This window comes from Paenirhodobacter sp. (assembly GCF_050177655.1).
GTDB lineage: Bacteria > Pseudomonadota > Alphaproteobacteria > Rhodobacterales > Rhodobacteraceae > Rhodobacter.
This window is the reverse complement of the sequence record NZ_JBFXGV010000010.1, coordinates 1-24,992: the sequence shown is the minus strand read 5'-3', so window position 1 is coordinate 24,992 and position 24,992 is coordinate 1. Positions and strand designations below refer to the sequence as shown.

Sequence of the window (24,992 nt, the reverse complement as noted above, 5' to 3'; positions counted from 1 at the left end):
GGAGCCCGCGCGTGACCCTCACGATCTATGCCCTCGACAATGAATTCGCGGTTGCGACCGGATCCAATGTTAACAGCGGGCCCGGCACCTCGACCTTCGACTACCCGCCGAACTCGACGAAGGATCTGGTGATCACCTCGCAGCCCGGTGACGATTCTCCCTATATCTTCTCGCCCGGCGACACCTATACCGTCAGCTTCGGCGGCAACGGCGGCACCACGATCGAAAATGCGGTGGTGCTGCGCTCCGATCCGGTCTCGATCAATGGCGACACGGGCTATGCGGTGGTGTTCGAGGGGCTCGATCCCAATGGCGACGTCGTGCAGGTCGTCTGGTCGCCGGAATTCGATCTCGAGACCTGGTATTGGGACAATTATTCCGGGGGCGCGCCGCCCGGATTCTACACTTCCGACGCCTCGCCCAGCGATTACACCGTGCCCTGTTTCACGCCCGAGGCGCGGATCGCCACGCCGGAGGGGGCGCGCGCCGCGGGCGATCTGCGCGCCGGGGATCTGGTACTCACCCGCGATCACGGGGCACAGGGGCTGCGCTGGGTCGCGCGCGCCACCGTCTCCGGCCAGGGGCGCGGCGCACCGGTCTGGTTCGAGACCGGAACGATCGGCAACAGCGCACCGCTGCGGCTGAGCCAGCAGCACCGGCTTTTGGTAAGCCTGCCGCCCGATCTCGCGGCCGAGGAGGGGGCGGCAGAGTTGCTCCTGCCGGCGCGCGCCTTCGTCAACGGCGCCACGGTGCAGCTGCGCCCCGAACCGCGGATCACCTATTGCCACCTGCTCCTCGACCGCCACGAAGTGCTCGCCGCGGAGGGCGCCCCCTGCGAGAGCCTGTTCCTCGGCCCGGTGGCGAGTGCGGTGATGCGACGGATGGGCGCGCCGCTGCTCGCCCGCGCGCCGATCCGCCTGCCGATGCGCCCCGCCCGCCCGCTGCGCCGGATGGCGGAGGCGGTGCGGCTGCTCGAGCGATTGCGCGAAAGCACCGGCCTGCGCCCGGTGCTGCTCGGCCGGCGCGGCAAGCGCGGCTCGGGCACCTATGTCTTTGCACCCGACGCCAGCGGGCGGCATCCGGCAAGCCGGAGAATCGTGGTGACGGAGGAGACACACCCCGCGGGCGGGCGGCGCGAACCGGTCTAGAACGGCACGTCGTCGAGCCCCACGGCCGGTTTCAGGAACCCCGCCTTGACGTGTTTCGAGCCGGCCTTGTCGAACTCGACCGCCGCGGTGTCGCCGTCGAGGTCGATCACCTCGCCATAGCCGAATTTCTGGTGGAACACCCGGTCGCCGACGCCGAAGGCGACGCTGTCGACCGTGCGCACCGTGGTCGGGCGCGCGCGCGGCGGGGCGGAGGCGCGCTCCTGCAGCCGCTTCCAGCCCGGGGAATTGTAGACATCGGCCTTGGCCGCGCGGGTCTCGAGCCCGTCGTCGCGCCCGCCGAAGCCGCCACCAAAACCGCCGCCAAAGCCCCCCACGTTGCCCGCCGCGCCAAAGCCGCCGCCGTAAAGCCCGGGCGGCGTCAGCACCTCGACATGGCGCGCGGGCAGCTCGTCGATGAAGCGGGAGGGCAGCTGCGACTGCCACTGACCATAGACGCGGCGGTTGCCCGCGAAGGAGATCGTGCAGATCTCCTCGGCCCGGGTGATGCCGACATAGGCAAGGCGGCGCTCCTCCTCGAGGCCCTTCTTGCCGGTCTCGTCCATCGCGCGCTGGCTCGGGAAAAGCCCGTCCTCCCAGCCCGGCAGGAACACCGCCGGAAACTCGAGCCCCTTGGCCGCATGCAGCGTCATGATCGAGACCTTGGCCTCCCCCTCGCCGCTGTCATTGTCCATCACCAGCGCGACATGTTCGAGGAAACCCTGCAAATTCTCGAACTGTTCCAGGGCCTTGACCAGTTCCTTGAGGTTCTCGACCCGCCCCGGCGCCTCCGGCGTCTTGTCGTTCACCCACATCTCGACATAGCCGCTCTCCTCGAGGATCTCCTCGGCGAGGCGAATATGCGAATGGTCGTTCGCGGGCGGCACGGCGCCCTCGTCAAGCTCGATCAGCGCATCGTCGTCATCCGCGGGCGAGACCGCCGTCGCCGGCGAGGCCCCCTGCACCGCCGCATGCCAGCGCGCGATATTTTCCACGAAAAGCCGCAGCTGCGCGCCGGCCTTGCCGCCGATCTCGCCCGCCGCCACCATCCGCCGCGCGGCGTCGTAAAGGCTCAGCCCCAGCTCGCGCGCGAGCACCTGGATCCGCGCCTGCGCCTTGTCGCCAAGGCCCCGCTTGGGCGTGTTCACCACCCGCTCAAAGGCGAGATCGTCCTCGGGGCTCACGGCGAGGCGGAAATAGGCCATCGCGTCGCGGATCTCGAGCCGCTCGTAGAACCGCGGCCCGCCGATCACCCGGTAAGGCAGGCCGATGGTGAGAAACCGGTCCTCGAAGGCGCGCATCTGGTGGCTGGCGCGCACGAGGATCGCCTGATCGTCAAGCCCGATCGGGTCGAGGCCGCGGGTGCCGCGTTTGAGCGCCTCGATCTCCTCGCCGATCCAGCGCGCCTCCTCCTCGCCATCCCAATGGCCGATGAGACGCAGCTTCTCGCCGCCCTTCGTCGCGGTCCAGAGCGTCTTGCCCAACCGCCCCTCATTCGCCGAAATCAGCACCGAGGCGGCGGCGAGGATATGTTCGGTCGAGCGGTAATTCTGTTCGAGCCGGATCACCTTCGCGCCGGGAAAATCCTTTTCGAACCGCAGGATATTGCCCACCTCGGCACCACGCCAGCCGTAGATCGACTGATCGTCGTCGCCCACGCAGCAGATGTTGCGATGCGCCTGGGCGAGCAGCCGCAGCCAGAGATATTGCGCGGTGTTGGTGTCCTGATACTCGTCGACGAGGATATAGCGGAAGCGGCGCTGATACTCGGCCAGAAGGTCGGGATGCGCCTGGAAGATCACCACCATATGCAAGAGCAGATCGCCGAAATCGACGGCGTTGAGCGTCTTCAGCCGGTCCTGATAGGCGGCGTAAAGCTCGCTGCCGCGGTTGTTGAAATGCGCCGTCTCGCCGCCGCGCACCCGGTCGGGCGTCAGCGCGCGATTCTTCCAGCCGTCGATCAACCCGGCGAGCTGGCGCGCGGGCCAGCGCTTCTCGTCCATATTCGCGGCGAGGATCAGCTGTTTCAAAAGACGGATCTGGTCGTCGGTGTCGAGGATGGTGAAATTCGAGCGCAGCCCGACCAGTTCGGCGTGCCGCCGCAACAGCTTCACGCAGACCGAGTGGAAGGTGCCCAGCCAGGGCATCCCCTCGACCTCGCCCAGGACGCGCGCAATGCGCTCCTTCATCTCGCGCGCGGCCTTGTTGGTGAAGGTCACGGCGAGGATCTGGCCGGGATGGGCGCGCCCGGTGCGGATCAGATGCGCGATCCGCGTGGTGAGCGCCTTGGTCTTGCCGGTGCCCGCGCCCGCAAGCATCAGGACCGGCCCGTCGAGCGCCTCGACCGCCGCGCGCTGCGCCTCGTTCAGCCCCTCGAGATAGTCCGCATCGGGCGCAGACCCCCGCAGCCCCGCCATCGCGCGCTGCGAGAGACTCACCGCCCCTTCGTAAGGATCGTCATCGTAACCGTTCATCGCCCCAATCTAGCCGCGCCCGCGCGCAAGGCCAAGGGTTGTTCCGCGAATGTTCCGCCCCTTGCGGTAGTATTCCGATAACACCCGCGGCACCGGCGGCGCGCCTAGGCTGAGGGCGGAGGAGAGCCAAGGGAGGAAAACATGGCGAAGATCCTGATGATCACCGGCGATTTCACCGAGGATTACGAAACGATGGTGCCGTTCCAATGCCTGCTGGCCTGCGGGCACTCGGTGGATGCCGTCTGCCCGGGCAAGGCCGCGGGCGAGAGCGTGAAGACCGCGATCCACGATTTCGAGGGCGACCAGACCTATTCGGAAAAACCCGGCCACAATTTCGCGCTGAACGCCGATTTCGACGCGGTCGATCCGGCGGGCTATGACGCGCTGGTCGTGCCGGGCGGCCGCGCGCCGGAATATCTGCGCCTCGATCCGAAGGTGCGCGCGATGGTGCGGCACTTTTTCGACGCCGACAAACCCGTCGCCGCGATCTGCCACGGCGCGCAATTGCTCGCGGCGGCCGGCGTGCTGGAGGGGCGCACCTGCTCGGCCTATCCCGCCTGTTCCTACGAGGTGACGGCGGCGGGCGGCCGCTTCGCCGATATCCCGGTGACAGAGGCGGTCACCGATGGCAAGCTGGTGACCGCGCCCGCCTGGCCCGCGCATCCGAGCTGGCTGCGGCAGTTCATGGCGCTGCTTTGACATCAACGGGAGGGAGGCCCCGCGATGTGCGAACTCTTCATCAAGGCCGATGCCGGCCAATGGCAAAGCCGCACGCATAGCCTGCGCATCGACGGGGTCGCGACCTCGATCCGGATCGAGAACGCCTTCTGGGCGACGCTCGAGGAGATCGGCGCGCGCGACGGGATGAGCGTGGCGCAGCTGATCACCCGGCTCTGGCACGAGGCGATGGATGCCGATCACGACCTCGGCAATTTCACCTCGTTCCTGCGGGTCTGCTGCACGCGCTATCACGCGCTGATCGCGGCGGGGGAGATCTCGCCCGATCCGCGGGTGCCGATCGCCGCCCATTCCGCGCGCGAGATCCTCGCCCGCGAAGCGGCACGGCGGCTGGAGCGGGAGGCGCTGCACGTCAACTGAACCGGCGGAGGGGGGCGCTGCCCCCGTCTCCGTTCCGGAGACTCCCCCGAGGTATTTTTGGCAAGATGAATGAGATCTTCGCCTTTCATCTTGCCGAAAATACCTCGGGGGGAGGCGAAGCCGGGGGGCAGCGCCCCCCTCCCCGGTCTCAGCCGCCGTGCACGAGCGAGGCGAAGAGCCGCGGATCGAGGCTGGCCGAGGCAAACGTCGGCCCCTCGGTCAGCACCGCAACCGCGTCATGGCTGTGCAGGCTTTCCTGATGGCTCGCCACCACGCGGAAATCGCCGATGCGCGGATCGGCGAGCAGCCCCGCCGCAAAGGCGCGCACCGCATCCTCGACGAAGATCGGATGGGCGGCGTTGAGCTCGGCAAAGGCCTGCTCATCCTCGCGTTTCACCATCACCTGCGTCTCGGTCGGCACCGCGGCGCGGGCGATCTCGATCAGATCCTCGAACCAGAGCACCTCGCCCGGCTCCATCGCCACCGAGATCCGCGCAACCGAGCGCTGCGAATGCGGCGTGGCAAGCCGGCCGCGCACCGCGCGCGCATGCTCGCTCAGCTCGAGCGAACAGGGGCAGGTCGAGGCATAGACGTAATCGAGATGGATCGCCTTCAGCCGCTGGCCGCCCTGATCGGCGATCTCCATCGCGATGTCGTAATATTGCCAGCCCTTCAGCCCCGAGCGCAGGCTTTCGATCTGTGCGGGGTAGGAAAAGCGCATCATCAGCCGCGCGTCGAAACTGTCGAGATGGTCCTTGTAGCCATCGAGCGCCGCCGCCATCACCTCGCAGGAGAACTCCCGCTCCGCATGTCCGTAGAAGGTACGGATGATGCGGGACATGTTGATGCCCTTCTTGTCCGCCTCGAGGCTGACGGTGCCGGTGACCGAGGTCTCGAGCGTGATCTCGCCCGCCGGATTGTCGGAGCCCGGGCGCAGCCGGTAGCGGATCGGCAGGCGGAAATTCGAGATGCCGACATGTTCGATCCGCGCCTTCGCGCCGACGATGAGCGAGGCGGGGCCGTTCTGCAGATCGGGCATCGAGGCCTTGTAGGCCGCATCCGGGCGGAATTCGGCGTCATAGACGCGTGCGAGATCGGGATAGTTCCCGACCTCGTGCCCCGGCAGCAGCCGCGCCACCGCCGGATCGAGCTGCGCCACCTCGACCGGATCGGCCTTTGCGGCCCAGGCGCGCAGCAGCTCGAGCGCGGCTTTCGCCTCAGCGGCGTCGGGGGTCTCGATCCGTCCCGGAGCGTTCATCGTCTTTCCTTTCGGCCGGTTGCGGCAGGCCCCGCACGATATGGGATGCTTGGCGCGAAATTCCAGAAAAACCCGCCCGGGCGCGACATCTCACCGCCCGGGGGCGCCCTCAGGCCGCCGCGATCGCGCCCATCACATCGGCGATCAGATCGGAGGTATCCTCGATCCCCATCGAGATCCGCACGAGGCCCGGGGTGATCCCGATCGTCGCGCGGTCCTCGTCGGTGAGGTTCTTGTGCGTGGTCGTCGCCGGATGGGTCGCGATCGACTTCGCATCGCCGAGGTTATTGGAAATGCTCACGATCTGCAGCGCGTTGAGGAAGCGGAAGGCCGCCTCCTTGCCGCCCTTGAAATCGAGGCAGAGCATGGTGCCGCCGGAGCCCATCTGCTCCATCGCGAGCGCATGCTGCGGGTGGTCCATCAGCCCCGGATAGATCGCGCGGGCGAGTTTCTCGTGCCCCGCCGCCGAGGAGGCGACCGCCGCCGCCGAGGCCGCCTGCGCGCGCACTCGCAGATCGAGCGTCTGCAGACCCGAAAGCAGGATCCAGGCGTGGAACGGGCTCATCGCGCCGCCGGTGTGCTTGACATAGGTTTCAAGCGGGCCGCGGATGAATTCCTGCGTGCCGCAGACGACACCGCCGAGCACCCGCCCGCCGCCGTCGATGTGTTTCGTCGCGGAATAGACGACGACATCTGCGCCAAGATCCACCGCGCGCGAGAAGATCGGCGAGGCGAAGGCGTTGTCGACCACCACCGAGGCGCCGACCGCATGGGCGATCTTCGCCACGCCCGCGATGTCGATCACCTCGAGGCCGGGGTTCGAGACGCTCTCGAAGAAACAGATCTTCGTGTCGGGCCGCACCGCCGCCTGCCAGTTGGCAAGATCCGCGCCGTCGATCAGCGTCACCTCGACGCCGAAGCCCGAGAGCACCTTGAGCACATGCAGGCAGGAGCCGAACATCTGCCGCGCCGCGACGATGTGATCGCCCGATTTCACCTGACACATCAGCGCGCCGTTGATCGCCGCCATGCCCGAGGCGCAGGCGAAAGCGTCCTCGGTGCCCTCGATCGCGGCCATCCGGTCCTCGAACATCCGCGTCGTCGGGTTGCCGTAGCGCGCATAGATGAACTCGTCCGGGCCCGAGGCGATGAAGCGCTGCTCGGCCGCCTCGGCGGAGGGGTAGACGAAGCCCTGGGTCAGGAACAGCGCCTCGGCCATCTCGCCATACTGGCTGCGGCGGATGCCGTCATGCACGAGTTTCGTCCGGGTCTTCCAGTCGGTCATCTTCGCCTCCTGCGACAGGGTGTCGCGTTTTCGCCGCGATAGCGCTGCCATGCCCCGCGGTCAACCGCCGAGGCCCGTATCGGGCACAATCGCGCGCCCCCGCGCCCTTGCCGCGCGGTCGCGCCGCCCCAGATCAGGGAAAACGGAGAGGATGATGATCGAACTCTACTATTGGCCCACGCCGAATGGCTGGAAGATTTCCATCGCGCTCGAGGAGATGGGCCTGCCCTATCGCCTGCATCTGGTGAACATCGGCAAGGGCGAGCAATTCGCGCCCGAGTTCCTGAAAATCTCGCCCAACAACCGGATGCCGGCGATCGTCGACAGCGAGGGGCCGGATGGGGAGCCCGTCTCCGTCTTCGAATCCGGGGCGATCCTGCAATATCTCGCGCGCAAGACGGACCGCTTTTACGGCACCACCGAACGCGAGCGGATCGCGGTCGAGGAATGGCTGTTCTGGCAGGTGGGCGGGCTGGGCCCGATGGCGGGTCAGGCGCATCACTTCCTGAAATACGCCCCCGCGATGGATCCGCCGAACGACCTGCCCTATGCGAAGGACCGCTACCGGAACGAGGTCGCGCGGCTTTACGGCGTGATGGACCGGCGGCTGAGCCAGCACCGCTATCTTGCCGGCGATTTCTACTCGATCGCCGATATGGCCTGCTGGGGCTGGGCGAGCCTTTGGGAGGGGCAGCAGCAAAGCCTCGAGGACAAGCCGCATCTGGCGCGCTGGCTTGCGGAACTCTCGGACCGGCCTGCGGTGCAGCGCGGCCGCGCGCTTGGCGCCGAGAACCGTTCCGACCTCGCGAAGGATCGCGCGGCGCAATCGGTGCTTTTCAAGCGCTAGGCGCCCATGCCCCCCGATCAGCTTGCGCGATCAGGTTTCGGGGGGCTCTTCGCCCTCTTTCGGCAGCGCGTAGCGCTGGAACAGCGGCGCCTGCGCCATGAAGAAACCGAACATCAGGATCGTCAGGCCGAAGGTCTTGAAATTGACCCAGGTCTGATCGGAGAAGTTGCGCCAGATCACCTCATTCGCCACCGCAAGGCCGAGGAAGAGCACGGTCAGCCGCTTCGTCAGGATCATCCAGCCCTCGTGGCGCATCGGGATCGCGTCTTCCATCACCAGCTGCAGCCAGGGCTTTCCGCGCGCGAGGCCAAAGCCCAGCAACCCCGCAAAGATCAGATAGATCAGCGTCGGCTTCGTCTTGAAAAACCGCGGATCGTTGAACCAGATCGAGAGCCCGCCGAAGACGACGACGAGGATCAGCGTCGCGATCTGCATCGGCGCGAGATGGCCGGTCAGCGCCCAGAGCACCGCCATCGAGGCCACCAGCACCGGCACGAAGATCGCCGTCGCCACCACGAAGCCGGAATAATCGGTGCCGAGAATGGTGAACGTATGGCCCTTCAGCTTCACGAAGGCGAGGAAGAACACCAGCAGCGGCCCGAAATCGAGCGCCATCTTCAGCCCCGGCTTGATCTTGCGCTTCTCGGCCATCAGTTACCCCCTGCCAGTTCCACGATCACCGCCCCCGCCGCGATCAGCGCCATCAGCGCCGTGCGCCGCGGTCCGACCTTCTCGCCCAGCACGAGCCACCCGATCAGCGCCGCGAAGACCGTCGAGGTCTCGCGCAGCACCGCGGCCTCGCCCACCCGGTCGAGCCGCGTCGCCATCATGATCGCGCCGAAGGAGAAATAGGCGACGAAAGCGCCAAGAACACCCCTTTTGATCAGCGGCACGAATTCCGAGGCCGGAACGTTGCGCCAGCGCCGCACGGTGAAGAGCGGCATGAACCAGCCGTCGATGAAGAAGAACCAGGCGAGGAAGGTGAACGGATCGGCCGTCGCGCGGATGCCATAGGCGTCATAGGTGGTGTAAAGCGCGACGAAACCGCCGGTGAGCACGGCGAGCGCCAGCGCCGGCCCCATCGTCTCGCGATTCACGGTCACGTGGCGCAGATTGTAAAGCGCAAGCCCGTAGATCCCGCTCAGGAGCACCGCGACCCCGGCCCATTGGCCCGCGTTGAAATGCTCGCCGAAGATCATCCCGGCGCCGATCACGGCAAACAGCGGCCCGGTGCCGCGCACGACGGGGTAAACGACGGTATAGGCGCCGCGCTCGTAGCACATCGCTTGCGAGAGCTTGTAGCCGACATGGATCGCGAAGACGCCGGCGAAGATCGGCCACATATGCGGCTCGGGCCAGGGCACGACGAAAAGCGCGAAGGGCGCGGCGATGATCCCGTAGGAGGCGTCGATCGCCGCGCGGCTCACCCAGGGATCATGGCGCCCCTTTTGCAACGCGCCGAAGAGCGCATGCAGGAAGGCGGCGAGCAGCGCCAGCGCAAGCGCCGCCTGATGTCCCGCTGGCGTGCCCTCGATCGAGGCGATAAGTTCAGTCATCGCAGCCTCTTGCGGAGTGTTCCATGCAGATCCTCGACGCGCTCTGGACCGATCTTGCCGACAGTTTCACCGCGACGCCGCCCTCGGTCGCGACGCTGCGGCTGCTCGCCGCCCTCGCGCTTGGCGGCGCGATCGGGTTTGAGCGCGAATGGCACCACAAGCCCGCGGGCCTGCGCACCCACATGCTGATCTCGGTCGCGGCGGCGCTGTTCGCGCTGATCGCGCTGGAACTGGTGGAAATCTCGCGCACCGAGGGCGCGGCGAGCGGCGCGCGTTCCGACATCGTGCGGCTGATCGGCGCCGTCACCTCGGGCGTGGCCTTTCTCGCCGCGGGCACGATCATCACCGCCGGCGGGCGCGTGCGCGGCCTCACCACCGGGGCGAGCATGTGGCTTGCGGGCGCGGTGGGGCTGTCCTGCGGCACCGGGCGGATCGGCCTTGGCGCGCTCGCCACGCTGATCACCGTCACCGTGCTCTGGGTCTTCCGCCGGATCGAGGAGCGGCTCGAAAGCCCCGCGGCGCGGGCGATGAACGAGGATGCGGACATGCCGCTCACCCCCGACGGCGACGCGCATCGCCGGCATCCGCCCAGCGACCCCATGGCCTGAGCCTCAGCCATCCACCCCGACCAGCGCGCGCGCGAATTCCTCCGGATCGAAAGGCGACAGATCGTCGATCTGTTCGCCCACCCCGATTGCATGGATCGGCAGGCCGAACTTGTCGGCCAAGGCGACCAGCACGCCGCCCTTCGCGGTGCCGTCGAGCTTCGTCATGATGAGGCCCGAGACGTCGGAGATCTTGCGGAAGACCTCGACCTGGTTGAGCGCGTTCTGCCCGGTGGTGGCGTCAAGCACCAGAAGCGTGTTGTGCGGCGCGCTCTCGTCGCGCTTGCGGATCACGCGCACGATCTTGGCCAGTTCCTCCATCAGGTCGGCGCGGTTCTGCAGCCGGCCCGCGGTGTCGATCAGCAGCATGTCGGCGCCGTCGGCCTCCGCCTTCGCCATCGCGTCGAAGGCGAGGCTTGCCGGGTCGGAGCCCTCGGGCGCGGTGAGCACCGGCACCCCGGCGCGCTCGCCCCAGACCTTGAGCTGTTCGACCGCCGCCGCGCGGAAGGTATCGCCCGCGGCGATCACCACCGTCTTGCCGGCGGCGCGCAGCTGCGATGCCAGCTTGCCGATCGTCGTGGTCTTGCCCGAGCCGTTCACGCCGACGACCAGCACCACCTGCGGGCGTTTCGCATAGATCGGCAGCGGCTTTGCCACCGGCTCCATGATCCGCGCGATCTCGGCGGCGAGCAGATCCTTGATCTCGGGCACGGAAAGCCGGCGCCCCATCCGCCCCTCGGCGAGGTTCGCCGAGACGCGCATCGCGGTGTCGACCCCCATGTCGGAGGCGATCAGCAGCTCCTCGAGGCTTTCGAGCATCGCATCGTCGAGCACCCGGCGCGGCGCGTCGGGGGCCGCCGAGCGCCCCATCAGCCGGCCGAAGAAGCCGGGCTTCTTCGCCTCGGGTTCCGCCGCGGGCGCGGGCGCCGGAGCAGGCTCCGGCGCGGGGAGCGCGGGCTGCACCGAAGGCGCCTCGGCGGCGGCTTCGGGCGCGGGGGCGGGTGCTTCGGGCTCCGCGACGGGCGCCTCCTCCTCCGCGCCTTCGGCGACGATCGCCTCGAGCCCTTCCTCGAGCTTCGAGGAGGAGCGGGTCAGGCGCGTTTTGAGCTTGGCGAAGAACGACATCGGAGCCTCCGTTTTCCTTCACCTAATGGATCAACCGGCGGGAGGGAAGAGCGCCGCAGCCAGGATCAGCGCCTGCGCCGGCCAGTAGAGCGCCCAGACCAGATAAGCGGCAGGGCGCCGCAGAACCGGGCCAAGCACGAAAAGCTCGAGCGCGAGGGTGAGGTCGGAGGCGACGAAGACGAGCGCGCCCGCGGTGGCGAGCGGGTGGTCGGGCAGGCCCAGCGCGGCGAGCGCCATCGCGAGGATTACCCCGACATAGGCGGAGACCGGGCCGCGCAAGGCGCCCGCGCGCGGCGCGATCCAAAGGAGCACCGCGCCCCCGAAAAGCGCGACGACCAGCCCCGCCATCGGCGGCGGCGCCCCCGCACCAAGGCGCAGAAACCACAGGGAATAGGCCAGATGCCCCGCCGCAAAAGCCGCCATCCCGGCGAGAAAGGCGCGCTCCCCGGGCCGCGAGAGGAAATAATCGCCGGCCGCGCCGAGGGCGAGCCCGGCGACCACCAGCCCCGGCGCGCCGAGCCCCGCACCGAGAACGGCCAGCGCCGCCACCGATCCGGTCTTCACCGCAGATTTCAGCGCCGAGGGCGGTGCCGCGGCAAAGGCGAAAAGCTGCCAGAGCGCGAGCGCCGCCGCGATCAGGGCCTGCGCCGCGGGAATGATCTGCAAGGGCGCGAACGGGAACAGGGTCATCGCGCAACAGGGCCAGAAAATTCCGCCCCCGTCCAGCGCAGCGCCCTGATCTCGCCGGATTTCCTGCTAGAGTGGCGCGAAAAAGCAGTGACCGAGTGCCATGACCCGAGAGACCGATCCCACCCCCCTTCCCGAGGAGCCCCGGGCGGGCCTGCTCGCCCAGGCGCGCGAGGCTTTCGCCGCGCTTGGCCGGATCGGACGCGACATCCCCGAGGTCGACAGTTTCGCCCTCGTCACCTTCGCGCCGGTGCCGCTGATCGCGCTTGGCGCGGTTTTTGGCGGGATCTGGCCCTGGCTCGCGCTGCTCTGGATCGCGGGGCTGATCTTCGCGCTCGACCGGCTGATCGCACGCGCCGCCCCCGACGCGCCGGAGGGATCGGAGTTTCCCGCCGCCGACGGGCTGAGCGTGGCGCTCGGCCTCACCCATTTCCTGCTGCTCTTCGTCGTGGTCGGCGCGCTTTCGGGCGTCACCGGGATCTCCTGGCCCGCGCGCATCGCGCTTCTGATCGCGACCGGGATGTTCTTCGGCCAGGTCTCCAATTCGAACGCGCATGAGCTGATCCACCGCGCCGACAAGCGGCTCTTCACGCTCGGCAAATGGGTCTATATCTCGCTGCTTTACGGCCATCACACCTCGGCGCACCGGCTGGTGCATCACCGCTTCGTGGCGACGCCGGGCGATCCGAACACCGCGGTGCTCGGCGAAAGCTTCTGGTCCTTCGCGCCGCAAGCCTGGATCGGCGCCTTCCGCGCCGGCTGGGAGATGGAGCGCAACCTGCGCGAGGCGGTGCCCCGTGGCGAGGCGCGGCCGCTGCGCGCGCGGCTCGCGGCGCTCAACCCCTATGTGACCTATGTGCTCGGTGGGCTCTGGTTCGTGGTGCTGATCGGCACGATCTTCGGCCTTTCCGGGGTGATCGCCTATCTCTTTCTGTGCCTTTACGCGCAGATGCAGATCCTGCTCGCCGACTATGTGCAGCACTACGGCCTTCTGCGCCGCGCCCTCGACGAGGAGCGCTACGAGCCGGTGACCGAGGCGCATAGCTGGGACGCGCCCGATCCGGTCTCATCGCTCTTCATGCTGAACGCGCCGCGCCATTCCGACCACCACGCCCACCCGGCGCGCCCCTATCCGGCGCTGCGGCTTGGCGATCTGCGCGCGCCCGGCCGCCCGGTGCTTCCGCGCAGCTTGCCCGCAATGGCGACGCTCGCGCTGATCCCGCCGCTCTGGCACCGGGTGATGGACCACCGCGTGCTCGCGCTGCGCAAAGGCGCGTGATCGGCGCGCCGCGGGCCTTTCCCTTCGCGCGTGGCTCGGGCAGAGTCGCGCGAAGACTGGAGACCGCGATGCGCCTGACCCCGACCCTGCTCTGCCTGCTGCTCGCCACCCCCGCGATCGCGCAGGACGATCTCGGCCCGCCGATGACGGCGGAGCAGTTCGACGCGCGCACGCTTGGCAAGACGATCACCTATTCCGCCGGCGGAGAGCCCTACGGGATCGAGGAATACCGCCCCGGCCACAAGGTGGTCTGGGCCTTCGCCGAGGGCGACTGCCGCGAGGGCGACTGGTTCCAGCAGGGCGATCAGATCTGCTTCGACTATCACGACGAGACCCCGCTGCAATGCTGGATCTTCCGCGACAGCCCCGCGGGCCTCACCGCGCAGTTCCAGGGCGATGCGCAAAGCGAACCGCTGGTCTCGCTCACCGAAAGCGACAAGCCGCTGAACTGCCCCGGCCCCGAGGTCGGCGTCTGATCCGGGCCGCGGCGCCCGCCCCACCGGCAGAGGCGTATTTGGACCAAGAAGAAACGCAGGCGCTTCTTCCTGGTGAAAATACGCACTTTCCCGCTGCGATCCCACGCGCCGGCTCAGAACAGGCTCCCCTGCTCCGGGGGTTCCGCCTTTTTCGCGCGGCGCGGTTTCGGCGCCGGGGCGGCGGGTGACGGCGGCGCGGGCGGCGCGCCCTCGGGCCGGGCGCTGACGCGGCCATCGTGGAACTCGATCTCGAGCCTGGGCGCCTGCGCCGCCTGCGCTGCCTCGGTCACCAGCGCGGCACCCGCGCGCACCACCGCATAGCCGCGCTTCAGCGTCTCGCGATAGCCCAGCGTCGCGCGCATCCGGTCGAGCCGGTCGAGCCGTTCCGTCAGCTGCGCGAGCCGCAGCCGCGGCGCCCGCGCGAGCCGCTCGGTGAGGCTTTCGAGCGCGGCGCGGTCGCGTGCGTTGCGCCGCTCCGCCTCCGCCCGGTTGCGGGCAAGCGCGGGGGCGAGGCGACGGGCGAGCAGATCGAGCCGCCGCCCCTCCTCCGCCAGATAGCGGCGCAGGATCATCGGCGCGATCCGCGCCTCGAGCGGCGCGAAGGCCGCGCGTTTGCGCGCGCTCACCATCCGCAGCGCCGGGCCGAGCCGGTCGGCCATCAGATCGAACCGCTGCCGCGCCGGCGCGGTCAGCGCCTCGGGCCGACCAAGCCCGCGCGACAGATCGCGCAGCCGCTGGCCCTGATAGTCGATCCGCCCGCGCGCGGCCCGCGCCATCCGCGCCTCCGCCTCGGTGATCCGGGCCATCAGCTCGGCCCGCACCGGCACCGCGATTTCCGCGGCCGCGGTGGGGGTGGGCGCGCGCCGGTCGGCGGCGAAGTCGATCAGCGTGGTGTCGGTCTCGTGCCCCACCGCCGAGATCAGCGGAATGCGGCTTTCGGCGGCGGCGCGCACCACCGCCTCCTCGTTGAACCCCCAGAGATCCTCGAGCGAGCCGCCGCCGCGCGCGACGATGATGAGATCGGGGCGCGGCAGCGGCCCGCCCTCGGGCAGCGCGTTGAAGCCGCGGATCGCGGCGGAGACCTCGGGCGCGCAGGCCTGGCCCTGCACCGCCACCGGCCAGATCAGCACCCGGCGCGGAAAACGCTCGCGCAGCCGGTGCAGGATGTCGCGAATGACCGCGCCCGAGGGCGAGGTGACGACGCCGATCACCCCCGGCAGGTAGGGCAGCGCCCGCTTGCGCCCCTCGTCGAAAAGCCCCTCGGCGGCGAGCGCGCGCCGCCGCGCCTCGAGCATCGCCATCAGCGCGCCGGCGCCGGCTGGTTCGACGTCGTCGACGATCAGCTGGTATTTCGACTGGCCCGGGAAGGTGGTGAGCTTGCCGGTCGCGATCACCTCCATCCCCTCCTCGGGGCGGATCTGCATGCGCGCGACCTGCCCCTTCCAGGACACCGCCGCGATCACCGCGCGCTCATCCTTGAGGTCGAAATAAAGATGCCCCGAGGAGGGGCGGCTCACGCGCCCCACCTCGCCGCGCACGCGCACGCGGCCGAACTCGCCCTCGATCACCCGCTTCACCGCGCCGGAGATCTCCGAGACGGTGTAGTCATGGGCATTGCCGCCTTGCGGGGCGGGCTCGTCTTCGAAGATGTCCATCTGCGCCTTGCCTGAATTCCGCTCTGACCTTAGAAGGCGCGCAAGCGAAGGCCAAGGGCCAAGCACCAAGGGGGCGGCGATGAACATTCTCATTCTGGGCGGCGGCGGGCGTGAACATGCGCTTGCCTGGGCGGTGAAGCAGAACCCGAAATGCGACCGGCTGATCGTCGCGCCGGGCAATGCCGGGATCGCGATGCTGGCCGAGGTGGCGGCGATCGACCCCTGCGACAGCGCCGCGGTGCTGGGTTGCGTCGAGGAGAACGCGATCGACTTCGTCATCGTCGGGCCCGAGGCGCCCTTGGCCGCGGGCGTGGCCGATGCGCTGCGCGACGCCGGCATCCTGACCTTCGGCCCCTCGGCGGCGGCGGCGAGGCTCGAGGCCTCGAAGGCCTTCACCAAGGAGGTCTGCGACGCCTGCGGCGCGCCGACGGCAGCCTGGGCGCGGTTCTCGGATGCCACGGCGGCGAAGGATTACGTGCGGGCGCAGGGCGCGCCGATCGTGGTCAAGGCCGACGGCCTTGCCGCGGGCAAGGGCGTGATCGTGGCGATGACGCTTGCCGAGGCGGAGGCCGGCATCGACGAGATCTTCGGCGGCGCTTTCGGCGCGGCCGGCGCCGAGGTGGTGATCGAGGAATTCATGGCGGGCGAGGAGGCGAGCTTCTTCATCCTCTCCGACGGCACCGATGTGCTGCCGGTCGGCACCGCGCAGGATCACAAGCGCGTGGGCGACGGCGACACCGGGCCGAACACCGGCGGCATGGGTGCCTATTCGCCCGCGCCGGTGCTGAGCGCGGCGATCCAGGAGCAGGTGCTGAGCGAGATCGTGCGCCCGACGGTGGCCGAGATGGCGCGCCGCGGCACGCCGTTCCAGGGGGTGCTTTACGCCGGGCTGATGATCGAGAACGGCCGCGCGCGGCTTGTCGAATACAACGTCCGCTTCGGCGATCCGGAATGCCAGGTGCTGATGCAGCGGCTTGGCGCGCAGGCGCTCGACCTGATGCTCGCCTGCGCCGAGGGCCGGCTTGCGCAGGTCCGCGCGCAATGGGCCGATGACCATGCGCTCACCGTGGTGATGGCGGCGCAGGGCTACCCGGGCGCTTACGTCAAGGGCACCGAGATCAGGGGCCTCGACGCGCTCCCCGAGGACAGTTTCCGCATGGTGTTCCACGCCGGCACCGCGGCGCAGGAGGGCAGAATCCTGGCCACCGGGGGCCGGGTGCTGAACGTCACCGCGCGCGGCGCGACGCTCGCCGAGGCGCAAAAGCGCGCTTACGACATGGTCGACGCGATCGACTGGCCGGAAGGGTTCTGCCGGCGCGATATCGGCTGGCGCGCGCTCTGAGCCGACCTGTGGATGGGGGCGCTGCCCCCTCTGCCTGCGGCATTCACCCCCGAGGTATTTTCGGCAAGATGAAAGGGCGGATGTCTTTCATCTTGCCCGAAATACCTCGGGGGGAAGCGAAGCCGGGGGGCAGCGCCCCCCTCCCCGCCTCAGCAGTTCGGCACGTTGACGGCAAGCCCGCCGAGGCTCGTTTCCTTGTAATGTTCGTGCATGTCGCGCCCGGTCTGGCGCATCGTCTCGATCGCCGCGTCGAGCGGCACGAGATGCGTGCCGTCGCCGCGCAGCGCGAGGCTCGCCGCCGAGATCGCCTTGATCGCGCCGAGCCCGTTGCGCTCGATGCAGGGCACCTGCACCAGCCCCTTCACCGGGTCGCAGGTCATGCCGAGGTGATGCTCGAGCGCGATCTCCGCCGCATTCTCGATCTGCTCGGGGGACCCGCCAAGCACCGCCGCCAGTCCCGCCGCCGCCATCGCCGCGGCCGAGCCGACCTCGGCCTGACAGCCGCATTCCGCGCCGGAAATCGAGGCGTTCGTCTTGATGATGCCGCCCACCGCGGCGGCGGTGAGCAAGAACTCGCCCACCCGCGTGGACGACGCCCCCGGCACATGGTCGAGCCAGTAGCGGATCACCGCCGGCACGACGCCCGCCGCACCATTCGTCGGCGCCGTGACCACCTGTCCGCCCGCCGCGTTCTCCTCGTTCACCGCCATCGCGTAGCAGGAAATCCAGTCGTTCACCGTATGCGGCGGGGTGAGGTTCATCCCCCGCTCGGCGAGCAGCGCCTCGTGGATCGCCTTCGCCCGGCGCTTCACCTTGAGGCCGCCGGGCAGGATGCCCTCGCTTTCCAGCCCGCGCGAGAGGCAGCCGTTCATCACCGCCCAGATCCGCGCGAGGCCCGCGTCGATCTCCGCCTCGGAGCGGAACCGCCGCTCGTTGCGCCGCTTCATCTGCGCGATCGTGAGGCCCGATCCATGCGCCATCGTCAGCATCTCGGCCGCCGAGCGGAACGGAAACGGCACCGGCGAGGGCGCCTTCAGCGCGGCGTCATCCACCGCCGCGATCTCCGCTGCGCTCAGCACGAAGCCGCCGCCGATCGAATAATAGGTCTCCTGCGCGATCACGTCGCCCTCGGCGTCGAGCGCCTCGATCTGCATCCCGTTCGCATGGCCGGGCAGCGCCGGGCCGAAGTCGAAGATCAGATCGCGCTCGGGGTCGAAAGCGAGCGGCCCAAGCCCCGGCGGGGTGAGCCGATGCGTCTCCCGGTTCGCCGCCAGCGCCGCCTCGGCCGCCTCGGCCTCATAGGTGTCGGGGGCGAAACCGGCGAGGCCGAGGATCGTCGCGCGATCGGTCGCATGCCCCTTGCCGGTGAAGGCGAGCGAGCCGTAGAGCCGCGCGCGCAGCCCATGCGCCTCGAAGGGCGAGGCGCGCAGCCGCTCGAGAAAGCGCGCGCCCGCCACCATCGGCCCCATCGTATGCGAGGAGGACGGGCCGACCCCCACCTTGAAAATGTCGAAGACGCTCAGAAACATCGTATTCTCCCTGCTGCGCCCAAGATGGCACGCGCCGCGCGGCACGAAAGTGCGAAAGCGACTCTTCGATCCCCAAACGCGCGCCGCGGGATGATTCGCGCTCGCCTGAGCCGCGCGCGCCGTCTATAAGCGGGCCAATCGCCAAGCACCGCCGAAGGAGCCCCTCATGCCCGCCGAACTCTCCCCGATCGACAAGGCGAAATTCGCCGCCGCCCGCCGCGCCGTGGACTTCGTCGAGGACGGGATGAAGGTCGGCCTCGGCACCGGCTCGACCGCGGCCTGGATGGTGCGCTGCCTGGGCGAGCGGGTGCGCGAGGAAGGGCTGCGGCTGACCGGCGTGCCGACCTCGTCGCGCACGGCGGACCTCGCGCGGCAGGTGGGGATCGAGGTCGTCGGCCTCGACGAGGCGAAATGGCTCGACCTCACGATCGACGGCGCCGACGAATTCGACGCGCAGCTCAACCTGATCAAGGGCGGCGGCGGGGCGCTGCTTCAGGAAAAGATCGTCGCCACCGCCTCGGACCAGATGATCGTGATCGCCGACGCGGCGAAGGAAGTGGTGCAGCTTGGCGCCTTCCCGCTGCCCGTCGAGGTGGTGCCCTTCGGCTGGCAGACGACGCGCGCGCTGATCGAGGAGATGCTGGTCTCGATGGACGTGCTGGGCCGGCAGACGACGCTGCGGCTGAATGGCACGCAGCCCTTCGTCACCGACGAGGGCAATTACATCGTCGACCTGCACCTGAACCGGATCGCCAACACCCGCCAGCTCAGCCTGGTGCTGAACCAGATCCCGGGCGTGGTGGAGAACGGGCTTTTCGTCGACATCTGCGACATGGTGATCATCGGCGGTGCCGACGGCAAGGTCGAGATCCGCGACATCAACGAGGGCACGGTGGCGCATGAGCGCATCGACTTCGCCGACGAACCGAACATCTTCTCCGACCTCGACTGAGGTCGGGGCCGCGGCGCGGGGCGTAGGAGTCGCGTGCCGCGGGAAGGTCGGCTTGGAGCCCATGCCTCCAAGATGCGACGCCACGGCCAATGGCCGTTAAGCAGCAATAGCATTGACGCTGCTCCCGTGGGGCCCTACCACTGCTGCCATGGTGAAATCGTTCGTCGCATCGCAGGACTATTATCCTCAGCATCCATAGCTGCGGACCATTCATCATTGGTTTTCCGCTGCCCCTGACAGCGGTCAACATACAATCGACCTTGTGCCGGGCGGCAAACTCAGAGGTCGAAAAATGGACAACAAAAGCAGAAGTCAAAGCACCTCGCTCGGCATAGTGGGGTTTGGTGCTTTCGGACAACTTGCAGCCCTTCATCTTGGCCCGCATTTCGAAATAACCGCCTACGATCCGTCCCGGGACGTTGCAAAGGTCGCGAAGCAACTTGGAGTTCGTCTGGCATCGTTGCACTCAGTCTCGCAGGCTGACGTGATCCTCATTGCGGCACCAGTGGCCTCGTTCGAGCGGGTTGTCAGTGAGATTGCGGTTGCTTGCAAACCTGGCGCGCTGATTGTCGATGTTGGTTCGGTTAAGGTCGTTCCCTCGGAAATCATGCGGCGATTATTACCGAACCATGTGGACATCGTGGCGTCTCACCCGCTGTTCGGCCCTCAGAGTGCCAAGAAAGGAATCGAGGGGCTGAAAATTGCGCTCTGCCCCATTCAGGGAAGACGAGGTTCAAGGCTGGCCGCGTTTTTACGCAAGTCCCTCGGGCTGACGATCATCATGACGACACCGGAAGAACACGACCAGGAAGTAGCGGTTGCCCAAGGGCTCACGCACCTCATCGCCAAAGTGCTCCTGAGAATGGGACCGCTGCCAACGCGCATGACAACGAAGAGCTTTGACTTGTTGTCTGAGGCCATTTCCATGGTTCAACACGATGCGCCAGAGGTATTTGAAGCGATCGAGAAGGCCAACCCCTATGCCGAGGCCGTGCGACGACAGTTTTTTGACTTAGCCGCAAGTTTGAGTGTCGAGCTGGAAACAGCATTGACGGCATCGCCACACAACGGGAACGGACATTGAGGGAGCAACATCCAAGGTACGCTTCGCCCCGCTCAGCGCCCCCGCCGCCTTGCCCCCGGGGGGTGGCGAGGCTAAGTCCTGTCTGCGGTGCCATGCGGGCGCCCTGACGAAAGGACGAGAGATGAGCTTCGACTACGACCTCTTCGTGATCGGCGGCGGTTCGGGCGGGGTGCGCGCGGCGCGGATCGCGGCGGGCTACGGCGCCAGGGTCGCACTGGCCGAGGAATACCGCATGGGCGGCACCTGCGTGATCCGCGGCTGCGTGCCGAAGAAGCTGATGGTCTTCGCCTCCTCCTTCCCCGCCGCGATGACCGAGGCGCGCGCCTATGGCTGGGACGCGCAGATCGGCGCCTTCGACTGGACCGCCTTCCGCGCCAAGCTCGACGCCGAGCTCGACCGGCTCGAAAAAATCTACCGCGCGGGCCAGAACGGCGCCGGCGTCACCGTCTTCGACCAGCGCGCCACCGTGGCCGGCCCGCATGAGATCCGCCTTGCCGACGGCACCGAGGTCTCGGCCAAGCACATCCTCGTCGCCACCGGCGGGCGCCCCTTCGTGCCCGAGTTCGAGGGCGCCGAGCATGTGATGACCTCGAACGAGATCTTCAAGATGGAGGCGCTGCCGAAGCGCATCCTGATCGTCGGCGGCGGCTATATCGCCTGCGAATTCGCCTGTGTCTTCGAGGGGTTGGGCGTCGATGTGACGCTGTGGAACCGCTCGCCGCTCCTGCGCAGCTTCGATCTCGAATGCCGCGATCTGATCGTCGACAAGATGGCCGCGCGCGGCATCGACATCCACACCAACTGCATCGTGCATCGCATCGAGAAGACCGCCGCGGGCCTCGTCGTCGAGGCGGGCGACGGCCGGCGCGAGACCTTCGACGCCGTCGTCTATGCCACCGGGCGGGTGCCCAATACCGAGGGGCTCGGCCTCGAGACCGCGGGCGTCGCGACGGCGCGCAATGGCGCGGTCGAGGTCGACGCCTGGTCGCAGACCAATGTGCCCTCGATCTACGCCGTGGGCGACGTCACCGATCGGGTGAACCTGACCCCGGTCGCGATCCGCGAGGGGCACGCCTTCGCCGATACCGTCTTCGGCGCGACGCCGCGGCAGATGGAGCATGACCTGATCGCCTCGGCCGTCTTCACGCGCCCCGAGTTCGGCACCTGCGGCATGACCGAAGAGGAGGCCTGCAAGCGCGGCGGCGTCGAGATCTACGTCTCGACCTTCCGCCCGATGCGGTCGGCCTTTGCCGGCGCCGACGATCGCGTGCTGATGAAACTGATCGTCTGCACCGAGACGCGCCGCGTTCTGGGCTGTCATATCGTCGCACCCGAGGCGGGCGAAATGATCCAGCTCGCCGCGATCGCGATGAAGATGGGCGCGACGAAGGAACAGTTCGACGCCACCTGCGCGGTGCATCCGACCATGGCCGAGGAGCTGGTGACGATGCGAAATCCGACGCGGCACGGCTAAATCTGACGGAAACGGTTGAATTTACGCATTCAATCCCCACTTCGGCGGGGGTAACGGACGAGAGAGGACAAGATGACGAACGGAGGCCCTTGGGGAGGCGGCGGCGGTGACGACCGCGAACCGCCGCGCAAACCCGGTCAGCGCCGGCCTGGCGAGGGGGCACCGATCCCCGAGATCGAGGAATTCATGAAGAAGGGCACCGAGCAATTGAAGGTGCTGATGGGCGGTCGCGGCAATGGCGGGCGCACCGGCGGCTCGGGCGGCGCACCGAAAGGGCCGGCGATGACGCGCGGCACCATCGGGCTGATCGCGCTGGCGGTCGTCGCGGGCTGGGCCTGGGCGTCCTTTTACACAGTGCAGCAGAACGAGCGCTCGATCGAGCTTCTGTTCGGCAAATATTACGCGACCGGCAATCCCGGCCTGAACTTCGCCCCCTTCCCCGTCGTCAGCGCCGAGGTGATCCCGGTCACCGACGAGCGCACCGTCGACATCGGCACCGGCAAGGGCGGCTCGATGGATAGCGGGCTGATGCTCACCCGCGACCAGAACATCGTCGACATCGAGTTCCAGGTCGTCTGGAACGTCGCCGATCCGGAGAAATTCCTGTTCAACATCAAGGATCCGGAAGACACGATCCGGGCGGTCTCGGAATCGGCGATGCGCGACATCATCGCGCGCTCCGAACTCGCGCCGATCCTCAACCGCGACCGCGGCGTGATCGCCGCCGATCTGCGCGCCGCGGTGCAGGCGACGCTCGACAGCTATGCCGCCGGGATCAATGTCGTGCGCGTCAACTTCAACCGCGCCGACCCGCCGCGCGAGGTGATCGACAGCTTCCGCGACGTGCAGGCCGCCCAGCAGGAGCGCGACAAGCTCGAGAAGGAAGCCGACGCCTATGCCAACAAGGTCACCGCCGGTGCCCGTGGCCAGGCCGCCCAGCTCGAGCAGCAGGCCCAGGCCTATCGCGCCCAGGTGGTGAACGACGCCCAGGGCGAGGCCGCGCGCTTCACCTCGGTCTATGAGGAATACGTCAAGGCGCCCGACGTGACGAAGCGCCGGATGTTCTTCGAGACCATGGGCCAGACGATGGCGAATGTGAACAAGGTGGTGATCGACGAGAAGGCGGGCGCCGTGCCCTATCTGCCGCTCGATCAGCTCCGCCCGAACCCGGCCGGCACCACGACCCAGGGAGGGACCAACTGATGCGCGCGCAATTCCTGATCCCGGCCGCGGTGATCGTCGCCGGCCTCGCGCTCTCGTCGATCTACACCGTGGACGAGCGCGAAAAGGCGCTGGTGCTGCAGTTCGGCGAAGTGAAGACGGTGCGCACCAACCCGGGCATCGGCTTCAAGATCCCGCTGATCCAGCAGGTGGTGAAATACGACGACCGGATCCTGAGCCTGACGACGCAGCCGCTCGAGGTCACCCCGCTCGACGATCGCCGCCTTGTCGTGGACGCCTTCGCGCGCTGGCGCATCACCGATGCGGTGAAGTTCCGCGAGGCGGTCTCGACCGGGGGCGAGACCTTCGCCAAAAGCCGGCTCGACGGCATCCTGAACAACGCGATCCGCGAGGTGATGGGCTCGGTTCCCTCGACCGCGGTGCTGTCGGACGACCGCACCCAGCTGATGAACCGGATCCGCGACATCGCGAAACGCGAGGCGAATGCGCTGGGCGTCGACGTGATCGACGTGCGGCTGACCCGCACCGACCTGCCCGACCAGAACCTCGCCGCCACCTATGAGCGGATGCGGGCCGAGCGCCAGCGCGAGGCGACGGACGAGCGGGCGCGCGGCAACGAGGCGGCGCAGCGCGTGCGCGCCGAGGCCGATCGCAAGGTGGTGGAGCTCGTCTCGGAGGCGCGCAAGCAATCCGAGATCATCCGCGGCGAGGCCGATGCGGAGCGCAACAAGATCTACGCCGAGGCCTATGGCAAGGATGCGTCCTTCTTCACCTTCACCCGGGCGCTGCAATTCTACGCCGAAAGCCTGAAGCCGGGGTCTTCCTCGCTGGTGACGAACCCGGACAGCCTCTATTTCGACTATGACCGGTTCATCAAGTCGCTCGGCCCGGAGGCGGCGGGGAACTGATGTTCACCGCGCTCCTTCTGGGGCTCGGGCTCGTGCTCGTGATCGAGGGGCTGGCGCTTGCGCTGGCCCCTTCGCGCATCGAGGAGGCGCTCGCCTTTCTCGCAAGCCTCGGGCCGGAGCGGCGCCGCGCGCTTGGCCTCGGCGCGGTAGCGGCGGGGGTTTTGCTGCTCTGGCTGCGCCGGAAGTTCGGCTGAGGCCCGGCCGGGGCGGCGGAAAAAGCCCCTTCACCCCGGTCTCACATCGTTTTGAGCCTTTGCGATGGGCTTTCATTTGAACCATCGTGCCCATAGGATTTTAAACGGAGGCAGGCCGGCCCGCCCGGCACGCGGATTTTCGGGAGCGAAGCATGACCAACCACGACCTGACCCTGACCCGGCCCAAGGCCTTCACCCGCGGCAAGCGCCTCGTCGCCACCGTGCTCGGTGCTGCGATGATCTCGACCGCGCTCGCCGTGGCGCCGATGGCGCCCGCCTATGCCCGCGCCGCGCCCGACAGCTTCGCCGATCTCGCGCAGCAGGTCAGCCCCTCGGTGGTGATGATCACCACCTCGACGATGGTCGCCGACAACACCCAGCAGATGCCGATGTTCCCCGATGGCTCGCCCTTCTCGGATCTGTTCAAGGATTTCAACTTCCCCGGCGGCCCGAACGGTCCGCAGGGCCAGCAGGGCCCGGCGCAGAAGCACCGTTCCCAGGCGCTCGGCTCCGGCTTCGTGATCTCGGAGGACGGCTATATCGTCACCAACAACCACGTCATCGAGAATGCCGACGAGATCCAGATCGAGTTCTTCGACGGCTCCACGATGGACGCGAAGCTGATCGGCACCGACCCGAAGACCGACATCGCCCTGCTCAAGGTCGACAGCGACAAGCCGCTGCCCTTCGTGCCCTTCGGCGACAGCGACGCGATGCGCGTCGGCGACTGGGTGATGGCGATGGGCAACCCGCTCGGCCAGGGCTTCTCGGTCTCGGCGGGCATCGTCTCGGCGCGCAACCGCGAGCTTTCGGGCACCTATGACGACTTCCTGCAGA

The 24,992-nt window shown here is 68.2% G+C and carries 24 protein-coding genes; 15 read left to right on the top strand and 9 right to left on the bottom strand.

Features of this window, described 5'->3' with window-relative positions:
* Positions 1–11: 11 nt before the first annotated feature.
* The gene (locus AB7U46_RS06130; protein ID WP_428336063.1) at positions 12–1,148 is read left to right on the top strand and encodes a Hint domain-containing protein; all 1,137 of its coding nucleotides are present in this window, start codon (positions 12–14) and stop codon (positions 1,146–1,148) included.
* Here the strand turns inward: AB7U46_RS06130 and AB7U46_RS06125 are convergent.
* Positions 1,145–3,619, bottom strand: a complete 2,475-nt coding sequence (locus tag AB7U46_RS06125) for an ATP-dependent helicase (protein ID WP_428336062.1) — start codon at positions 3,617–3,619, stop codon at positions 1,145–1,147. The two genes, AB7U46_RS06130 and AB7U46_RS06125, sit on opposite strands and share 4 nt — an antisense overlap.
* 141 nt (positions 3,620–3,760) lie before the next feature.
* Here AB7U46_RS06125 and AB7U46_RS06120 point away from each other — a divergent pair, with 141 nt between their 5' ends.
* Together AB7U46_RS06120 and AB7U46_RS06115 are read left to right on the top strand one after the other, a co-directional pair.
* Positions 3,761–4,318, top strand: coding sequence for a DJ-1/PfpI family protein (locus AB7U46_RS06120; RefSeq protein ID WP_428336061.1), 558 nt, complete (start codon positions 3,761–3,763; stop codon positions 4,316–4,318).
* A 24-nt stretch (positions 4,319–4,342) separates the two neighbouring features.
* Complete coding sequence (locus AB7U46_RS06115) at positions 4,343–4,717, top strand: ribbon-helix-helix domain-containing protein (protein WP_428336060.1); 375 nt, start codon at positions 4,343–4,345, stop codon at positions 4,715–4,717.
* Between the two features lie 148 nt (positions 4,718–4,865).
* On the opposite strand, the gene folE2 is transcribed toward AB7U46_RS06115, so the two are convergent.
* Together folE2 and AB7U46_RS06105 are read right to left on the bottom strand one after the other, a co-directional pair.
* On the bottom strand, positions 4,866–5,975 hold the full coding sequence (gene folE2 / locus AB7U46_RS06110; protein WP_428336059.1) for a GTP cyclohydrolase FolE2: 1,110 nt from the start codon (positions 5,973–5,975) through the stop codon (positions 4,866–4,868).
* A gap of 109 nt (positions 5,976–6,084) precedes the next feature.
* On the bottom strand, positions 6,085–7,260 hold the full coding sequence (locus AB7U46_RS06105; RefSeq protein WP_428336058.1) for an aminotransferase class V-fold PLP-dependent enzyme: 1,176 nt from the start codon (positions 7,258–7,260) through the stop codon (positions 6,085–6,087).
* A 154-nt stretch (positions 7,261–7,414) separates the two neighbouring features.
* Here AB7U46_RS06105 and AB7U46_RS06100 point away from each other — a divergent pair, with 154 nt between their 5' ends.
* Positions 7,415–8,107, top strand: a complete 693-nt coding sequence (locus AB7U46_RS06100) for a glutathione S-transferase N-terminal domain-containing protein (RefSeq protein WP_428336057.1) — start codon at positions 7,415–7,417, stop codon at positions 8,105–8,107.
* A 30-nt stretch (positions 8,108–8,137) separates the two neighbouring features.
* Here AB7U46_RS06100 and AB7U46_RS06095 read toward each other — a convergent pair whose 3' ends face one another.
* Both AB7U46_RS06095 and AB7U46_RS06090 read right to left on the bottom strand, forming a co-directional pair.
* Positions 8,138–8,758: an inner membrane-spanning protein YciB gene (locus AB7U46_RS06095; protein WP_428336056.1), complete on the bottom strand. Its 621-nt coding sequence runs from the start codon at positions 8,756–8,758 to the stop codon at positions 8,138–8,140.
* Complete coding sequence (locus AB7U46_RS06090; RefSeq protein WP_428336055.1) at positions 8,758–9,663, bottom strand: EamA family transporter; 906 nt, start codon at positions 9,661–9,663, stop codon at positions 8,758–8,760. The genes AB7U46_RS06095 and AB7U46_RS06090 overlap by 1 nt, the downstream gene beginning before the upstream one ends.
* Positions 9,664–9,686: 23 nt before the next feature.
* Between AB7U46_RS06090 and AB7U46_RS06085 the strand changes: the two genes are divergently transcribed.
* Positions 9,687–10,271, top strand: coding sequence for an MgtC/SapB family protein (locus AB7U46_RS06085; RefSeq protein WP_428336054.1), 585 nt, complete (start codon positions 9,687–9,689; stop codon positions 10,269–10,271).
* A 3-nt stretch (positions 10,272–10,274) separates the two neighbouring features.
* Here the strand turns inward: AB7U46_RS06085 and ftsY are convergent, their stop codons facing one another.
* Both ftsY and AB7U46_RS06075 read right to left on the bottom strand, forming a co-directional pair.
* On the bottom strand, positions 10,275–11,393 hold the full coding sequence (gene ftsY / locus AB7U46_RS06080; protein WP_428336053.1) for a signal recognition particle-docking protein FtsY: 1,119 nt from the start codon (positions 11,391–11,393) through the stop codon (positions 10,275–10,277).
* A 30-nt stretch (positions 11,394–11,423) separates the two neighbouring features.
* Complete coding sequence (locus tag AB7U46_RS06075) at positions 11,424–12,083, bottom strand: lysoplasmalogenase family protein (protein ID WP_428336052.1); 660 nt, start codon at positions 12,081–12,083, stop codon at positions 11,424–11,426.
* Positions 12,084–12,183: 100 nt separating this feature from the next.
* On the opposite strand from AB7U46_RS06075, the gene AB7U46_RS06070 reads away from it, so the two are divergent.
* Positions 12,184–13,359, top strand: coding sequence for an alkane 1-monooxygenase (locus AB7U46_RS06070; RefSeq protein ID WP_428336051.1), 1,176 nt, complete (start codon positions 12,184–12,186; stop codon positions 13,357–13,359).
* Positions 13,360–13,427: 68 nt separating this feature from the next.
* Positions 13,428–13,835: a hypothetical protein gene (locus AB7U46_RS06065; protein ID WP_428336050.1), complete on the top strand. Its 408-nt coding sequence runs from the start codon at positions 13,428–13,430 to the stop codon at positions 13,833–13,835.
* Between the two features lie 113 nt (positions 13,836–13,948).
* Here AB7U46_RS06065 and xseA read toward each other — a convergent pair whose 3' ends face one another.
* Positions 13,949–15,490 carry an exodeoxyribonuclease VII large subunit gene (gene xseA, locus AB7U46_RS06060; RefSeq protein ID WP_428336049.1) on the bottom strand — a complete coding sequence of 514 codons (1,542 nt, stop codon included), beginning with the start codon at positions 15,488–15,490 and terminating at the stop codon, positions 13,949–13,951.
* A gap of 79 nt (positions 15,491–15,569) precedes the next feature.
* On the opposite strand from xseA, the gene purD reads away from it, so the two are divergent.
* On the top strand, positions 15,570–16,832 hold the full coding sequence (purD, locus tag AB7U46_RS06055) for a phosphoribosylamine--glycine ligase (RefSeq protein WP_428336048.1): 1,263 nt from the start codon (positions 15,570–15,572) through the stop codon (positions 16,830–16,832).
* Between the two features lie 149 nt (positions 16,833–16,981).
* On the opposite strand, the gene AB7U46_RS06050 is transcribed toward purD, so the two are convergent.
* Entirely contained in the window at positions 16,982–18,361 is a 1,380-nt protein-coding gene (locus AB7U46_RS06050; protein ID WP_428336047.1) for an L-serine ammonia-lyase, read from the bottom strand.
* 166 nt (positions 18,362–18,527) lie between these two features.
* Here AB7U46_RS06050 and rpiA point away from each other — a divergent pair, with 166 nt between their 5' ends.
* The 7 genes from rpiA to AB7U46_RS06015 all read left to right on the top strand — a co-directional run.
* Positions 18,528–19,313, top strand: a complete 786-nt coding sequence (rpiA, locus tag AB7U46_RS06045; protein WP_428336046.1) for a ribose-5-phosphate isomerase RpiA — start codon at positions 18,528–18,530, stop codon at positions 19,311–19,313.
* Between the two features lie 292 nt (positions 19,314–19,605).
* Positions 19,606–20,397 (top strand): prephenate dehydrogenase/arogenate dehydrogenase family protein, encoded by a 792-nt coding sequence (locus tag AB7U46_RS06040; RefSeq protein WP_428336045.1) that lies wholly within the window; start codon positions 19,606–19,608, stop codon positions 20,395–20,397.
* Positions 20,398–20,518: 121 nt separating this feature from the next.
* Positions 20,519–21,871, top strand: coding sequence for a glutathione-disulfide reductase (gorA, locus tag AB7U46_RS06035; protein ID WP_428336044.1), 1,353 nt, complete (start codon positions 20,519–20,521; stop codon positions 21,869–21,871).
* Between the two features lie 72 nt (positions 21,872–21,943).
* Complete coding sequence (hflK, locus tag AB7U46_RS06030; RefSeq protein ID WP_428336043.1) at positions 21,944–23,074, top strand: FtsH protease activity modulator HflK; 1,131 nt, start codon at positions 21,944–21,946, stop codon at positions 23,072–23,074.
* Positions 23,071–23,961 (top strand): protease modulator HflC, encoded by an 891-nt coding sequence (hflC, locus tag AB7U46_RS06025; protein ID WP_428336111.1) that lies wholly within the window; start codon positions 23,071–23,073, stop codon positions 23,959–23,961. The genes hflK and hflC overlap by 4 nt, the downstream gene beginning before the upstream one ends.
* The gene (locus AB7U46_RS06020; RefSeq protein ID WP_428336042.1) at positions 23,961–24,155 is read left to right on the top strand and encodes a DUF2065 family protein; all 195 of its coding nucleotides are present in this window, start codon (positions 23,961–23,963) and stop codon (positions 24,153–24,155) included. The genes hflC and AB7U46_RS06020 overlap by 1 nt, the downstream gene beginning before the upstream one ends.
* 152 nt (positions 24,156–24,307) lie before the next feature.
* A partial coding sequence (locus AB7U46_RS06015; RefSeq protein ID WP_428336041.1) for a trypsin-like peptidase domain-containing protein occupies positions 24,308–24,992 on the top strand: 685 nt, incomplete at its 3' end.